Annotated in this window: 15 protein-coding genes; 4 read left to right on the top strand and 11 right to left on the bottom strand. The window is 45.4% G+C overall.

All coding sequences use genetic code 11. From position 1 onward, the window contains the following. Positions 1-5: 5 nt before the first annotated feature. The 4 genes from GPK88_RS03855 to pcrA form a co-directional block, all read right to left on the bottom strand. Positions 6-1,178, bottom strand: coding sequence for an ROK family protein (locus GPK88_RS03855; RefSeq protein ID WP_330626546.1), 1,173 nt, complete (start codon positions 1,176-1,178; stop codon positions 6-8). 150 nt (positions 1,179-1,328) lie between these two features. After that, positions 1,329-2,909 carry a 23S rRNA (uracil(1939)-C(5))-methyltransferase RlmD gene (rlmD, locus tag GPK88_RS03860; protein WP_215707542.1) on the bottom strand — a complete coding sequence of 527 codons (1,581 nt, stop codon included), beginning with the start codon at positions 2,907-2,909 and terminating at the stop codon, positions 1,329-1,331. 94 nt (positions 2,910-3,003) lie between these two features. After that, positions 3,004-3,234 (bottom strand): hypothetical protein, encoded by a 231-nt coding sequence (locus GPK88_RS03865; protein WP_015526073.1) that lies wholly within the window; start codon positions 3,232-3,234, stop codon positions 3,004-3,006. Positions 3,235-3,409: 175 nt separating this feature from the next. After that, positions 3,410-5,653 (bottom strand): DNA helicase PcrA, encoded by a 2,244-nt coding sequence (gene pcrA, locus GPK88_RS03870; RefSeq protein ID WP_215707549.1) that lies wholly within the window; start codon positions 5,651-5,653, stop codon positions 3,410-3,412. A gap of 160 nt (positions 5,654-5,813) precedes the next feature. On the opposite strand from pcrA, the gene GPK88_RS03875 reads away from it, so the two are divergent. Further along, positions 5,814-6,440, top strand: a complete 627-nt coding sequence (locus GPK88_RS03875) for a DUF1836 domain-containing protein (protein ID WP_195567452.1) — start codon at positions 5,814-5,816, stop codon at positions 6,438-6,440. Positions 6,441-6,546: 106 nt separating this feature from the next. Here GPK88_RS03875 and GPK88_RS03880 read toward each other — a convergent pair whose 3' ends face one another. Then, positions 6,547-6,864 (bottom strand): YerC/YecD family TrpR-related protein, encoded by a 318-nt coding sequence (locus GPK88_RS03880; protein ID WP_148448559.1) that lies wholly within the window; start codon positions 6,862-6,864, stop codon positions 6,547-6,549. 239 nt (positions 6,865-7,103) lie between these two features. Here GPK88_RS03880 and GPK88_RS03885 point away from each other — a divergent pair, with 239 nt between their 5' ends. Genes GPK88_RS03885 through GPK88_RS03895 form a run of 3 tightly spaced genes read left to right on the top strand, consistent with a single transcriptional unit; the run spans position 7,104 to position 9,261 of the window. Further along, positions 7,104-7,793, top strand: coding sequence for a YesL family protein (locus GPK88_RS03885; RefSeq protein ID WP_173771803.1), 690 nt, complete (start codon positions 7,104-7,106; stop codon positions 7,791-7,793). Next, a complete protein-coding gene (gene mnmL / locus GPK88_RS03890) occupies positions 7,793-8,734 on the top strand; it encodes a tRNA modification radical SAM protein MnmL/YtqA (protein WP_118070629.1) in 942 nt (313 codons plus the stop codon). Before GPK88_RS03885 ends, mnmL begins: the two co-directional genes overlap by 1 nt. 14 nt (positions 8,735-8,748) lie before the next feature. Continuing rightward, positions 8,749-9,261, top strand: coding sequence for a DUF4364 family protein (locus GPK88_RS03895; RefSeq protein WP_195567455.1), 513 nt, complete (start codon positions 8,749-8,751; stop codon positions 9,259-9,261). Between the two features lie 35 nt (positions 9,262-9,296). On the opposite strand, the gene GPK88_RS03900 is transcribed toward GPK88_RS03895, so the two are convergent. The 6 genes from GPK88_RS03900 to GPK88_RS03925 form a co-directional block, all read right to left on the bottom strand. Beyond that, on the bottom strand, positions 9,297-10,619 hold the full coding sequence (locus GPK88_RS03900) for a replication-associated recombination protein A (RefSeq protein WP_215707543.1): 1,323 nt from the start codon (positions 10,617-10,619) through the stop codon (positions 9,297-9,299). Positions 10,620-10,746: 127 nt separating this feature from the next. Next, complete coding sequence (locus GPK88_RS03905; RefSeq protein ID WP_252197673.1) at positions 10,747-11,517, bottom strand: polysaccharide deacetylase family protein; 771 nt, start codon at positions 11,515-11,517, stop codon at positions 10,747-10,749. Between the two features lie 104 nt (positions 11,518-11,621). Then, positions 11,622-12,242, bottom strand: a complete 621-nt coding sequence (locus GPK88_RS03910) for a cytidylate kinase-like family protein (RefSeq protein WP_015526085.1) — start codon at positions 12,240-12,242, stop codon at positions 11,622-11,624. Positions 12,243-12,252: 10 nt separating this feature from the next. Then, positions 12,253-12,963, bottom strand: a complete 711-nt coding sequence (locus GPK88_RS03915) for an ABC transporter ATP-binding protein (RefSeq protein WP_148448552.1) — start codon at positions 12,961-12,963, stop codon at positions 12,253-12,255. A 14-nt stretch (positions 12,964-12,977) separates the two neighbouring features. Continuing rightward, positions 12,978-13,736 (bottom strand): ABC transporter ATP-binding protein, encoded by a 759-nt coding sequence (locus GPK88_RS03920; RefSeq protein ID WP_148448550.1) that lies wholly within the window; start codon positions 13,734-13,736, stop codon positions 12,978-12,980. Positions 13,737-13,738: 2 nt separating this feature from the next. Further along, positions 13,739-14,812, bottom strand: a complete 1,074-nt coding sequence (locus GPK88_RS03925) for a branched-chain amino acid ABC transporter permease (RefSeq protein WP_215707544.1) — start codon at positions 14,810-14,812, stop codon at positions 13,739-13,741. Between the last annotated feature and the right edge of the window lies 1 nt (position 14,813).

The following is a 14,813-nucleotide window of genomic DNA, read 5'->3' on the forward strand; positions in this document are numbered from 1 at the left end:
AAAATTTACAATTCTGCCATATGTTTTGTAAAAAAGTATTTCGCAGCTCCAACAGCCGACGCTTCTTTCTTATACGAACAATTTTTTAAGTATGAAACATCATGCTCAAAGCCATTATATGCCATCACTTTTTCTCCCAGTGGTATCATATAATCTGACAATACACCTCCCACATCACCTCCGAGTATGATATCCATATCATATGCCATCCGCAGATTTGATATCAAAACAGCAAGATGATCCAGATACGCATTCCATGTCTGCAAAATTTTTTCATCACCACTTTCAATTTTTTCCATAAATGCATCCAGTGACTGCCTGTTATCTTGTGTCAGTACACTTGCAGCACAATATGCATCTGCACATCCTGCTTTACCACAATAACACTTTCTTCCACCGGGAACGAGTATCATGTGACCAAACTCACCTGCTTTCTGGTTCTGCCCTCGAAACAGCTTTCCATCTATGCAGAATGCGCCTCCTAAGGTGTGATTCAAAGACAGATATATCGCATTTGGATACTTTTGCTTTTTTTCTGCAAGCATTGCAGCATTAGCATCGTTTTCAAAATATACTGGAATTTCCAAAGCCTGCTCTAAAAAGCGCAGACTATAATTCTCTATACCTAAAGCATGGGATTTTAAAACGATCCGTTCTTTCTGATCAATAATTCCCGGAATCGCCACTCCAATCCCAAGTAGCGTATCCTTCGCTAATTCGCCTTCAAGAAAAGTTTTGACCTTTTGTGCCACTTCTGTACAATAGGATAATTCTGCCGTAAATTTTAAACGGATGCGATCTTTTTTTATAATCTCATCTCCAAGATTTACTAATACCATTTCTATATGATTCGCTGTAATCAAAATTCCCATTGCATGACAGTATGACTTATTAATCCCTATACTTTTTGCCTTTCTTCCACCGGTCGAAGCATATTCCCCAGTTTCTTCCAACACCATTTTTTCTAACAAGTCATTCACATTTGCTAACACAGTCGGCATACTCAAGTTTAATTCTTTTGCGATTCCCGCCTTGGATGTAACATGATTGTTCAGCACATAGTTAATTATTCTTTTTCTTGTTATATTTTTTTTATCTTTATTTTCCGTTTTCTTATCCTCTTTTATTAAATATATTATAAAAGAATTATATGCTTTTTTATTCTTCTTGTAAAGCAATGTTTTATAATAAATCTCCGACAGAATTTATCTTATAAACAGCAAAAAGCTCCCGAAGGAGCTTTCCACGCTTTAGATATAAACCAATTCTTTTAACATAATCTCTTCTGCCATATTACGAATACCATTTACCAATCTGACACATTCCCTCTAATCACGAGCTTTCAACTCAGCTCTGGTTGTATCCAGCTCATCTAAGTCTAAGTCGCTCTCTATCGTGTCATCTGGTTTTTGCGCGAGCAACGAGGCAAGCCGAGATGCTTGCATCTCGATTTGCCGACTGCCGCGTTCATCGAGACAAGTACTCTTGTCTCGATGTTGGGACAAAAGAACAACCGTCTCCACATGAACCCCCTGACAGAACTGATCCACTGCACAGGCGTTGGTCATCTGATACCCTGCTTCATAAAATGCCGGAAGGTCTCTTACAAGGCTTGTAACCTTGCAGGAAATGTATACGATCTGGTCCACCCCATAAGCCAGAATCTTCGGAAGGGCTTTCGGGTGAACGCCGTCTCTTGGCGGATCCAGAATGATCATGTCCGGTTTCTCAGGCACTTCATCCAGCACTTTCAGCACATCTCCGGCTATAAAGCGGCAGTTGCTGATGCCATTTCGTGCTGCGTTTTCTCTGGCAGCTTTTACCGCATCTTCCACAATCTCCACACCGATCACCTCACTGGCAACAGATGCCGCAAGCTGGGCAATGGTACCGGTTCCGCTGTAAAGGTCAAATACCACCTTATCTCTGGTATCTCCTACGTATTCACGCACCTTGGAATACAGGATCTCCGCAGCCAGAGAGTTTGGCTGGAAGAAGGAAAACGTGCTGATCTTAAATTTCAGCCCAAGAAGTTCTTCATAGAAATAATCCTTTCCATAAAGAATCTTCGTCTCATCGCTCTGTACCACATCGGACAGAGAATCATTTAAAATGTGCATGATCCCCACGATCTTCCCTTCCAGTGGAAGTGCAAGAAGCTGTTCTTTCAGTGGTTCCAGATCATACTCTTCCTGGGTGGTAGTTACCACATGAACCAGAATTTCGCCGCTTGTGACGCCTCTTCGAAGAAGCAGATGGCGGAGATATCCCACATGCTGAAGCTTCTTATAAAAACTGGCATTGCGCTCCAGGAAAAACTCCCGCACACAGACAAGGATTTTCGTCATATCCGGATGCACCAGCTTACAGTCATCCGTGTTCAGGATATCGTAAGTACTGCCCTTCTTGTGAAGTCCAAGAGACAGCGGACCATCCTTATACTCATCCCCAAAAGAAAACTCCATCTTATTGCGGTATCCGAACTCAATAGGGCTGCCGAAAATTCCATCCCAGTGATATAACTGATCTGCGTCCTCGGCTTCTTCTGTCTCATCACTGTTCTTTCCGATCTTAGCCAGGCTTTCTTTTACTGCTCCGTCCAAAAGCTCTCTGACCTGACGCTCTTTCATCTCTTTCTGCGCCTCATAGCTCATGGTCTGATACATGCAGCCGCCACAGGCCGGGAATTCCTGACAGGCCGGTTCTCTTGTCTCAAGGGGAGATTTCTCCAGAACTTCTAAGAGACGTCCCTCTGCCCGCCCGGAACGCTTCTTATTGATCATGAAACGGACCTTCTGTCCCGGGATTCCGTTTTTCACAATGACTTTCTGGTCATCCACCCACACAAAACCTTTGTTTGGGAATTCCACTTTCTCTATAACACCTTCGTAAATTTCACCTTTTTTCATAGATCCTCTTTCTGTAATCACTTCACAATCTGTGTTCAAAAATCAAGCCCCGGTATCGCGCCGGGGCTCCAATCATCTGCATAACAGGAAAATCTTACTCTTCCTCATCCTCGAAATAATCATCGAAATCATCATCAAAATCTTCTTCAAAGTCTTCCAGATAATCCGGAGCGAAGAAACGGTATACTGCAAATGCGATTCCTGCAACAGCTGCAACCGCACCAATGATCGCCAGTACCCAAAGGACTGTGTTTTTGTCTTTCTCTTCTTCTTTTTTCTTCAGTGTCGCAAGCAGTTCTTCAAGCTTTGTTGTATTTAAATTCATAACACTGCACCATCCTTTCTTTCTATTCGGCTGTACTGTCTGACAGTAAACCCGTAGCACAGTGGTTTCACTGTACTAATATCTCTTAAGTGTTCTTATTATACCACCATATGTCTGGTTTTACCATAACTTACGCAAATTTTCACAGGAACATTCTCGCCTCATACTGCCGCAATCAGATCTTTTTCAGCTTGGCAAAACCTGCGAACATTTTTTTCACTCCGACTTTGTCAAAATCTACCGTTACCTCGTAATCCCGACCGCCTTCTACGATATTTTTTACGATACCGACACCGAATTTCACATGGCGTACCGTATCACCGACACCGTAATCCAGACTTGCCGCCTTGCTGACTGTAAAATCTTTTTTCTGAAGGCTAGTCTTTGCCTGGAAATTCATCTTCATCTGTGCATAAGCGCTCTTCGGAGATACGATGTTATCCACCTTGGGCTTTTTCTCCTGAATGGTATGTCCAAGATCCACCAGTTCCCTTGGAACTTCTCTTACAAAGCGGGATACACGATTGTACTGGGTCTCTCCACGGATCATACGCTGTTTTGCACAGGTTAATGTCAGTTCTTTCATGGCACGTGTGATTCCCACATAACAGAGTCTTCTCTCTTCTTCAATATCCGACGGATCTCCGGACCAGATAGAAGCATACCCCGGAAATACTCCGTCTTCCATTCCTGCCATAAATACATTTGGAAACTCCAGGCCCTTGGCACTGTGAAGAGTCATCAGAAGTACATAATCCTGATCCGGATCAACAGAATCAATATCTGCCACCAGTGCGATCTCTTCCAGAAATGCAGAAAGTGTTGCCGGCTGTCCTGCCTCTTCCATGGCTTCCTGGAACGATTCTGTCTTGGAGATCAGCTCATCGATATTCTCGATCCTCGCCTGGGATTCCTCCGTTTTTTCTGCTTCCAGCTCTTTCACATAACCGGTCAGTTCGATGACTTCTTCCAGGGTTTCACGGACTGTGTATGCCTCTGCTTTACTCTTAAGTCCCTGGATAAAGGATACAAAATCATTGATCTTTCCTGCTGCCCGGCCAATGGATGGCACTTCCTCCACCACACGGAGGGCATCATAAAAGCTCAGGTTCATCATATCCGCATAATCCTGGACACGGCCGATGCTGGTAGCGCCGATTCCTCTTTTCGGCACATTTAAGATCCTTCGCACAGCCAGATCGTCACTTGCATTGTCAATGGTCTTCAGATAACTTAACAGGTCCTTGATCTCCTTACGGGCATAGAAGTTCACCCCGCCGACAATCTTATAAGGAACATTTGCCAGGAGGAATTTTTCCTCGAAGAGGCGGGACTGGGCATTGGTCCGGTAAAGTACCGCGCAGTCCTTATACTGAAATTTCCCGTTACGCCGTCCCTGGATGATCTCACCCGCAACATATTCCGCTTCCTCAAATCCGTTGTTAAACTGACGGAAATGGACTTTATCGCCCTCTTCGTTCTCTGTCCAGAGGCGTTTTTCCTTACGCTCCGTATTGTTGGCAATTACCTCGTTGGCTGCGTTCAGGATATTCTGTGTGGAACGGTAATTCTGCTCCAGCCGTACCACCTTCGCCTCAGGGAAAACCTTCTCAAAGCCCAGAATGTTCCCGATATTTGCTCCACGGAAGCGGTAAATAGACTGGTCATCATCGCCAACTACGCAAAGATTCTTGTATTTTTCCGCAAGAAGACTTACGAATTTAAACTGTGCGGTGTTAGTATCCTGATACTCATCCACCATAATATACCGGAAACGTTCCTGATAATAATCCAGGATATCCGGATTGTGCTGGAAAAGCTCCACAGTTTTCACGATCAGGTCATCAAAATCCAGGGCGTTGTTTCCCCGGAGAATGGACTGATATTCCTTATACATGCCTGCAATCTTCCGCGCATCCGGATCACTTCCCGCATTCAGCTCCATCTCTTCCGGCGTGATCAGTTCATCCTTGGCATGGGAAATCTCCGCAAGAACAGCACGTTCTTTATAAATTTTTGTATTGATACTGAATTTCCGGAAGATTTCCTTCATGACTGTCTTCTGGTCGTCGGTATCATAGATGGTAAAATTACTGCCAAATCCCAGCACCTCAATATGTCTGCGTAAAATCCTCACACATGCGGAATGAAAGGTGGAAACCCATACGCTCTCCGCACCCATTCCCGCAATTTTATTTACACGTTCCCGCATCTCACTGGCAGCCTTGTTGGTAAAGGTGATCGCCAGGATATTCCAGGGATTGACACCCTTTTCTTCCATTAAATAGGCTATCCTGTGGGTCAGCACTCTTGTTTTTCCGGAACCGGCTCCCGCAAGAATCAGAAGCGGTCCTTCTGTATGTACAGCAGCTTCCCGCTGCATGGGATTCAATGTGTCCAAAGCATCCTGTATACTCATTTTGATCTCCATTTCTTTTTCCATATCAACAGTATCTTTATATACTACCATGTCTTTTCTTTCCGGTAAAGCCACAACCTTACTTTCTCATTTTCCCGAAAAAAGTTTCTTTACAAGTAGTATTTAAAACTATATAATAGGGAGCAGAGGTGATAATGCGATGACAAGAAACGAAAAAGAGATGATGAGCAGCATTTTTGCGAAAATTGCCGAGCTTGATTATATAAAACCCGATGAAATCCCGAACATTGATCTTTACATGGATCAGGTCACTACTTTTATGGAAGAAAATCTTGCATCCACCAAGCGTCACGAGGATGACAAGATCCTGACCAAGACCATGATCAACAACTACGCCAAGAACAAGCTTCTTCCACCGCCGGAGAAGAAACGCTATTCCCGGGAACATCTGCTGATGTTGATTTTTATCTACTATTTTAAGAATATTCTCTCCATCAGTGACATCCAGACTCTTCTCGGACCGATTACGGATAAATATTTCAAGTCCCTGACTGAGAAAGATATGACTTATATTTATCAGGAAGTTTTCAGTATGGAACAGACACAGATCCGTTACCTGGAAAAAGATCTCATGCGCCGTTTCAAAAGCGCCGGGGAAATCTTCGAGGACGCAGATCCGGAGGATAAGGAATTCCTTCACCAGTTTTCCTTTATCTGTCTTCTGAGCTTTGATGTATACATGAAAAAGATGATCATCGAAAACATGATCGACCACATGAATTCCTCAAAAAATGAGGAATCCTCCAAAAAAGAAAGAAAAAACTGACTCCGGTTTCTTCAGCCGGACAGAAGAAAAGAGACAGACGCGCAACCGCCTGTCTCTTTTTACGTTACAGCATTATCCGTTATCATCTACGGTACGGACGTAAGCTTTATTCAGCTTCACCATCCTGCTCTCCGTTATTCTTCTTCATACGTGCAAATACCATCTCATAACCATCATTTCCATAGTTCAGGGAACGGTTTACACGGCTGATCGTAGCTGTGGAAGCTCCTGTCTTCTCGGAAATATCAAGGTATGTACGCTTATCGGTAAGCATCTTGGCTACCTCGAAGCGCTGAGATAAAGAAAGCAGCTCATTGATGGTGCACACATCCTCGAAAAATGTATAACACTCTTCCTTGTCCTTCAGGCACAGGATCGCTTCAAACAGATGATCCACAGCCTCCGTCCTGATTTTTTTGCTCATTGTTACGCTCCTTTAAAATACATAATTTTCGTTTGATACAATACTGATATTTTAACACTCTAAATCGTGATAAGCAAGCATTTTAGGGAAATTTAATAAACTATTTCGCTATTTTGTCTTTCTATGGCGGACACATGATTTTCCCATTTCCACTGTCCCGGAAAACATTTGGGATTTGCTTTTTCTGCTGTGATTGGGTATACTTAAAATAATATCCAAAAGAAAAGGAGACTTATCAAATGAATCGTTTTTTCAACATGGACAACAAATTCTTCGTGTTCATGGGACGCGTAGCAGACCTGCTTCTTCTGAATTTTCTGTGCATCCTCTGCTGTATTCCGGTTGTCACCGCAGGCGCCTCCATAACAGCTCTCTACTATGTCACACTGAAGATGGCAAGAGACGAAGAATCTTATATTGCCCGCAGCTTTTTCCGCTCATTCAAACAGAACTTCAAACAGGCGACCATCATCAATATCATCATGCTCCTCACCGCTGCTGTTCTGTTTATCGATCTTCGGATCGCCAGAGCCGGAAGCGGAGCTATGTACAAAGGACTTTTCAGTCTGTTCATTGCATTTGCACTGATCTATGCGATGATCCTTCTGTACATTTATCCGATCCTTTCCAAATTTTTTAATTCCGTCAAGAATACCTTTGTAAATGCATTCCTGATGTCCGTCCGCCATCTTCCGCTGACACTTTTGATGCTTGTGATCTCTGCGTCTCCACTCCTACTGATATGGCTTTTTGCTTATGTGAGCTACGCACAGTTTACATCCATCCTGATCATGCTTTTTATTCTGATGGGATTTTCCACGCTGGCCTACTGGAAATCAAAGATCTTTGTAAAGATCTTCGATAACTATATACCGAAAGATGAAAACGAAGAAAACGGCGAAGAGAAAAACGAACCGAAAGAGGCATAATGAAGCGCTGGAACGACAAGCCTTATCACTCTCTGGACTATATGCTCCGGGAACGGTACGGCGAAAAGGTCTACCGGGTTGCATTAAACGGCGGCATGTCCTGTCCCAACCGTGACGGCACCCTGGGCAAAAAAGGCTGCATCTTCTGCAGCCAGGGCGGAAGCGGAGATTTTGCAGCAAACGCCGCTCTTTCCATTACAGAGCAGATCAACACACAGATCAAAAGTCTCTCTTCCAAACGCCCGATCCATAAATATATCGCCTATTTTCAGGCATATACAAACACATATGCTCCTGTGGAACACCTGCGTAAGATCTTCACAGAAGCCATCTCCCATCCGGATATCGTGGCACTGTCCATTGGTACCAGACCGGACTGTCTGGGAGATGATGTACTGGAGCTTCTTGATTCCCTGAACCAGATCAAACCGGTGTGGGTGGAACTGGGACTCCAGACTATCCATGAAGATACCGCCAGATATATACGGCGCGGCTATCCACTGTCCTGTTTTGATACCGCAGTAAAAAATCTCCGCGCAGGCGGCATCGAAGTGATCGTCCACACCATCCTGGGGCTTCCCGGCGAAAGCCGGAAGGATATCCTGGAAACAATGGCTTATCTGAACGCCATGGATATCCAGGGGATCAAGCTGCAGCTTCTTCATGTACTGCGTGGTACAGATCTTGCCGCTGATCATGAAGCCGGTCTTTTCCGCACTTATGAACGGGACGAGTATCTGAACCTTGTCATTGACTGTCTGGAACATCTCAGACCGGATATCGTGATCCACCGGGTCACCGGCGACGGCCCGAAAGATCTGCTGATCGCACCTTTATGGGCCAGCCGCAAACGTGAAGTTTTAAATCTTCTTCATCACCGGATGAAAGAAAAAGAAAGTTTTCAGGGAAAAGCCCTTGAGGTTCTTTCAAAAAGCCAGTAAAAAGGAGGATTCTTATGGCATCACCTTTTACAACCTACAAACTTATCATTTTATACATGCTTCAGAATTCCGAAGGGGATCTCACTAACTCACAGATCACAGATTTTATCCTGGACCGGAAATATACCAATTATTTTCAGCTCCAGCAGGCTGTTTCCGAACTGGTAGAGGCAGATCTTGTGGAAATGTCTTCCCAGTCCAACCGCACCTATTACCGGCTGACTGAAGAAGGAAAAAATACACTCAAATATTTTTCCAAAGAACTTTCTTCTGACATTAAGAAAGAAGTGGAGGAATATCTCAATTCTCTCCACTGCAAAATTGAGGAACATCTTCTCACTCCTGCGGATTATTATCCCACCAGGGAGGGCAGTTACTCCGTCCGCCTGCGGATCATCGAGGGCGGTGTCAGTATTGTTGATCTCAGCATCAAAGTTCCCAATCTTGCTGCGGCCCAGTCCGTATGCGAAAGCTGGCCTTATAAATATCAGAACGTCTACGACAAAATAATGGAGGAGCTTCTCTGAAAAGCTCCTCCATTTTCATTCTCACATAGATTCTCTTATTCCGCTTCTTCGTGGATCTTCTTCATATGCTCTTTCAGTTTCTTTTCATATCCCATATCACTGAGCTCGTAAAAATGTTCTCCTTCGATTTCTGATGGCAGATACTGCTGTTTTACATAGTGATTCGGATAATCATGGGCATATTTATATCCAATGCCATGTCCAAGGCTTTCGTGGCCACCATAATGGGCATCCTGCAGATGCACCGGAACAGTTGTCTTCTTCGCCTTCACGCAGCGCATGGCTTCCTGTATGGCATTTACTGCAGAATTGCTCTTGGGTGCACAGGCCATGTATGTAACTGCCTGGGAAAGAATGATCTGGGACTCCGGCATTCCCACACGTTCCACTGCCTGTGCTGCTGCCGTTGCCACGCAGAGGGCCTGGGGATCTGCGTTTCCGATATCTTCGGAAGCAAGGATCATGATCCTTCTTGCGATAAATTTCACATCTTCTCCTGCATAGAGCATTTTTGCCAGATAATAGACTGCCGCATCCGGGTCGGAGCCTCGCATGCTCTTGATAAAGGCAGAAATGATATCATAATGATTGTCCCCGTTCTTATCGTAGCGCACCACCCGCTTCTGGATACACTCAGAAGCCACCTCAAGGGTCAGATGGATCTTACCGTCTGTATCACGGGGTGTGGTGAGGATTCCCAGTTCTATGGCGTTTAAGGCGCTTCTGGCGTCTCCTCCTGCCATATCTGCCAGAAATTCCAGAGCATCCTCCTCGATCACCGCGCCGTAGCTTCCCATTCCACGTTCCGGATCATTAACTGCACGCAGGATCAGTTCTTTTATCTCCGGGATCTCCAGAGCTTTCAGCTCAAAGATGATAGATCTGGAAAGAAGCGCTCCGTTTACCTCAAAATATGGATTCTCCGTTGTGGCTCCGATCAGGATGATGGTTCCGTCCTCCACAAAGGGAAGAAGATAATCCTGCTGTCCCTTGTTGAAACGATGGATCTCATCAATGAACAGAATGGTCTTTTTCCCATACATGCCAAGATCATCCTGAGCCTGTTTTACAACTGCTTCCATATCTTTCTTGCCCGCTACAGTTGCATTGATCTGGGTAAAACTGGCGCTTGTAGTATTGGCAATGACTTTTGCAAGGGTAGTCTTTCCGGTTCCCGGAGGGCCGTAAAAGATAACAGATGTCAGCTTATCTGCCTTAATGGCACGATACAGCAATTTGTCTTTTCCAACGATATGCTGCTGCCCCACCACCTCATCCAGTGTCCGGGGACGCAGTCTGGATGCCAGGGGAGACTCCTGGTCCAGCGTTTTTGATTTTGCGTATTCAAATAAATCCATGGTTTTCACTCCTGTAATTTCTGTCAAAAACTGCCACCGGTTCTGTCTTGGCAGCTGATCGATTCTTATTTTTATAATTTTACCTGTTTGCACAAAAAAAAGCAATTGTTTCTGCCCAAGCAGCCATTCACGTCACCAGCAGTTCATCCGCAGTCACCAGGTCATACCCCTCCTCCGTCAGCATATCCACAATCTCCAGGGCAGCTTCCACAGAAGTGGGAAAACTGTCATGCATCAGAATAATGGAGCCATCCTTCACTTCTCTTTTTACGATATTTTCCACAGACTGGACATTTTTTGATTTCCAGTCCAGGGTGTCCACATCCCAGAATACTGGCAGCATGGTCACACAGAATTCCAGATTTTTGGGCCAGGCACCATAGGGCGGGCGAAGATACAGGGGATACTCTCCTGTGATCTCATAGATCTCATTATTGGTCTTTAAAATCTGCTGGCAGGCCTGGTCACCAGGCAGCTTATCCAGCTGTACATGATCGTAGGTGTGATTGCCGATGAGATGGCCGTCTTTCTGCATCTGTTTTACAATATCTTCTTTTCCCTCGATATTTTTTCCCATAAGAAAAAATGTAACATGGATTCCTCTCTGCCGAAGACCGTCCAGAAGCATGGGGGTATAGGTTGCGTGAGGCCCGTCATCGAAGGTGAGCGCTGCCCTAGGACGGTCCTCCGTTTCACTCCTGTCAGATACCATCTCGGCCACGGGTTCTGCCTCTTTTTGTCCGTACTGTGCTTCCACCAGCCGGAGCATCCCCTCACCGGCGATCACCCTGGCCACCTGCATCCGAAACGTACGGTCTGAAATTTTCCCATATCCACTGAGTACGACCAGCAGTACTGCCACTGTCACTGCCCGGAAATATTTTTTTCGCTTATCCATATCTCCCGCCGGATCAAACATACTTTTCCACAATATATGAAAAAATCCCCGGGAAAAGACTTCTTATCGTTCTTTCCCCGGGGAATATTCTCTGCAATTTCTTTTTATTTCTTCAGGATCTCAAGTGCACTCTCGATCTCTTCCACGCATTTTTTATAGCCAAGGGTACCGTTATCCAGGCACAGATTGTATTTCGTCATATCTGCCCAGTCAACTCCCATGAAACGTTTGCAGAAATCTTCCTTGCGCTTGTCATCTTTATGCATGAATTTCTCAATGTCCTTTGTGGTTCCGCTGAGCTTCTTGCTTGCCTCGCGGATACGGAAATCCCAGTCTCCGTAAACAAACACACGGAGAACATTGGAATAGTCTTTCAGGATCATGTTTGCACAACGTCCGATGATCACACAGGACTCTGTCTCTGCCAGCTGGCGGATGATTTTTGCCTGATAATTGAACAGGTTCTCATCGGATGTGAAATCCTTGCTCTGAGGCGGGATCAGCTCACCCTTGTAGATTCCGGACTTTGCAAAAAATCTCTGCTTTGTGCTGACATTTTCATCTGCCCTTCCAAAAAGCTGCTCATGAATGCCGCTCTCCTCAGATGCCATGCGGATGATATCCTTGTCATAGTAAGAAATCCCTAATTTCTTTGCAAGCTCCTCTCCGATGGTACGTCCGCCGCTTCCATACTGTCTTGCAATGGTAATTACGAAATTATCCATGTCTTTCCTCCTACTCTCCAAGATATGCCTTCTGAACAGCCTCATCGTTCAGAAGATCCTCAGCCTTTCCATCCATGGTAATGCTTCCTGTCTCAAGAACGTATGCACGATCCGCAATGGAAAGTGCTTTCTTTGCGTTCTGCTCAACAAGAAGTACGGTTGTGCCGCTCTCGCTTACCTCACGGATGATGTCAAAGATCTCGTTTACAAAGATCGGTGACAGACCCATGGACGGCTCATCCATCAGGATGATCCTCGGTTTGCTCATCAGTGCACGGCCCATGGCCAGCATCTGCTGCTCACCACCGGAAAGTGTTCCTGCACGCTGTCCTTTACGTTCTTCCAGACGCGGGAATCTCTTGTATACACCGGCAAGGCTCTCTGCGATCTCTGCCTTGTCCTTTCTTGTATAAGCTCCAAGAAGAAGATTCTCATAAACAGACATATCCGCAAATACTCGTCTTCCTTCCGGAACGTGTGCCATACCCATCTCTACGATCTTATGGGCCGGTGTTCTTGTGAGGTCTTTTCCCTCAAACACAATGCTTCCGGACTTCGGAGAAAGAATTCCGGTAAGTGTCTGAAGTGTGGTTGTCTTTCCGGCACCGTTGGCACCGATCAGCGCAATAACCTCTCCCTGATTTACATGAAAAGAAATTCCCTTCAGGGCCTGGATCACACCATAGTAGACCTGGAGGTCCTTTACTTCCAACATTGCCATTATCTCGTTCCTCCTTATTCTCCCAGATATGCAGTGATAACTGTCGGGTCTTTCAGCACTGCGGATGTCTCACCCTGGATCAGCACCTGACCGAAGTTCAGAACTGTCAGTTCCTCACAGATACCGCCGACCAGTTTCATGTCGTGCTCGATCAGAAGAACTGTCATATCAAAATGTTCCCGCACGAAACGGATAGTATCCATCAGCTCCTGTGTCTCATTGGGGTTCATACCAGCTGCCGGCTCATCCAGAAGAAGAAGTTTCGGCTCTGTGGCAAGAGCTCTGGCGATCTCCAGCTTACGCTGTTTACCATAAGGCAGGTTACCTGCCAGTGTGTCAGCTTCTTTATCCAGGTCAAACACCTTCAGGATCTCCATGGCACGTTCGTTCATCTCTTTTTCTACCTTGTAATACTTCGGCAGTCTTAAGATTCCGGTCAGCGTGGAGTATGGATGGTGATTGTGAAGTCCTACTTTTACATTGTCAAGAACCGGCATATCCTTGAAAAGGCGGATATTCTGGAAGGTTCTCGCAATTCCGGCCTTGTTGATCTCGATGGTGCTTTTTCCGGTGATATCCTGGCCGTCCAGTCTGATGATTCCCTCTGTCGGTTTGTATACACCTGTGAGAAGGTTAAATACCGTTGTCTTACCGGCACCGTTCGGTCCGATCAGTCCATAGAGCTGTCCTTTTTCAATGGTCATGTTAAAGCCGTCAACAGCGCGAAGACCGCCGAACTGGATAGACAGATTATTTACTTCCAGCATTGCCATGATCAGGCCACCTCCTTTTTCGCTTTTTTGCCTTTGAATTTTTCTACCATACGTGCTCTCCAGTCTCTTGCTGCAGGTGCCCAGTTAAAGAGCATCATGATGATCAGTACGATTGCGTAGATCAGCATACGGTAGTTTGCAAATCCACGGAGAAGCTCAGGCAGTGCATAGAGGATAATTGTCGCAATGATGGATCCTCTGATATTTCCGATTCCACCAAGTACTACGTATACCAGTACCAGAATGGACATGTTGTAATCAAATACCGAAACCTTCAGAAGAGAAAGGTTATGTGCATACAGCACACCGGCAACTCCTGCCAGCGCTGCGGAAATGGTAAATGCAAGCAGTTTGTATTTGGTGATGTTGATTCCCACGGACTCTGCTGCAATACGGTTATCTCTGGTCGACATAATTGCACGTCCACTTCTGGAATTTACCAGGTTCTGCACAATAAACAGAGTCAGAAGAAGCAGAATCACACCGATCAGGAAAAAGTAATTCTTGATATCTTTATAAAGAGTTGCTGTTCCTGAAATACCAAGGGCGCCTTTTAAGATCTGCTTTCCGCCGGCTTCCAGATGAAGACCTGCCGCACTGGTTGCAACGTGAAGACCTTTGTCATCCACACCGATGTAAAGTACGTTGATCAGGTTCTTGATGATCTCACCAAAAGCCAGGGTAACGATAGCCAGGTAGTCACCACGGAGACGAAGTACCGGGATACCGATGATCACACCGAACAGTGCTGCAACTGCCGCACCTACAAGGATCGCAAGGATAAAGCGCGGAACCTGCGGAATGGAGTCTGCAGCCACCTGAGAAAACAGAGCACTGGAAAAAGCTCCCACACACATAAAGCCCGCATGTCCGAGACTCAGCTCGCCGGAAAAACCAACTACCAGGTTCAGAGAAACTGACGCGATGGTATAAACACAAAGCGGAACAAGAAGTCCCATAAGAAGTCTGGAAAGATTTCCAGTTGAGGAAAGCGCCTGTACGATCACAAAGAGTACAATAACGATTCCGTAGTTGATCATGTTATTTTTTGTTGTTTTGTTTTTCATATTCTTCATA

The sequence above is a fragment of the Blautia sp. MCC269 genome (genome assembly GCF_018785655.1).
Lineage (GTDB): Bacteria > Bacillota > Clostridia > Lachnospirales > Lachnospiraceae > Blautia_A.

Bases quoted from the DNA above. Each gene is read 5' to 3' on its own strand.
- rlmD (WP_215707542.1), bottom strand. From the start codon at position 2,909: ATGAAAAAAGGTGAAATTTACGAAGGTGTTATAGAGAAAGTGGAATTC.
- GPK88_RS03865 (WP_015526073.1), bottom strand. From the start codon at position 3,234: ATGAATTTAAATACAACAAAGCTTGAAGAACTGCTTGCGACACTGAAG.
- pcrA (WP_215707549.1), bottom strand. From the start codon at position 5,653: ATGAGTATACAGGATGCTTTGGACACATTGAATCCCATGCAGCGGGAA.
- GPK88_RS03875 (WP_195567452.1), top strand. From the start codon at position 5,814: ATGACAAGAAACGAAAAAGAGATGATGAGCAGCATTTTTGCGAAAATT.
- GPK88_RS03880 (WP_148448559.1), bottom strand. From the start codon at position 6,864: ATGAGCAAAAAAATCAGGACGGAGGCTGTGGATCATCTGTTTGAAGCG.
- GPK88_RS03885 (WP_173771803.1), top strand. From the start codon at position 7,104: ATGAATCGTTTTTTCAACATGGACAACAAATTCTTCGTGTTCATGGGA.
- mnmL (WP_118070629.1), top strand. From the start codon at position 7,793: ATGAAGCGCTGGAACGACAAGCCTTATCACTCTCTGGACTATATGCTC.
- GPK88_RS03895 (WP_195567455.1), top strand. From the start codon at position 8,749: ATGGCATCACCTTTTACAACCTACAAACTTATCATTTTATACATGCTT.
- GPK88_RS03900 (WP_215707543.1), bottom strand. From the start codon at position 10,619: ATGGATTTATTTGAATACGCAAAATCAAAAACGCTGGACCAGGAGTCT.
- GPK88_RS03905 (WP_252197673.1), bottom strand. From the start codon at position 11,517: ATGGATAAGCGAAAAAAATATTTCCGGGCAGTGACAGTGGCAGTACTG.
- GPK88_RS03910 (WP_015526085.1), bottom strand. From the start codon at position 12,242: ATGGATAATTTCGTAATTACCATTGCAAGACAGTATGGAAGCGGCGGA.
- GPK88_RS03915 (WP_148448552.1), bottom strand. From the start codon at position 12,963: ATGGCAATGTTGGAAGTAAAGGACCTCCAGGTCTACTATGGTGTGATC.
- GPK88_RS03920 (WP_148448550.1), bottom strand. From the start codon at position 13,736: ATGGCAATGCTGGAAGTAAATAATCTGTCTATCCAGTTCGGCGGTCTT.
- GPK88_RS03925 (WP_215707544.1), bottom strand. From the start codon at position 14,812: ATGAAGAATATGAAAAACAAAACAACAAAAAATAACATGATCAACTAC.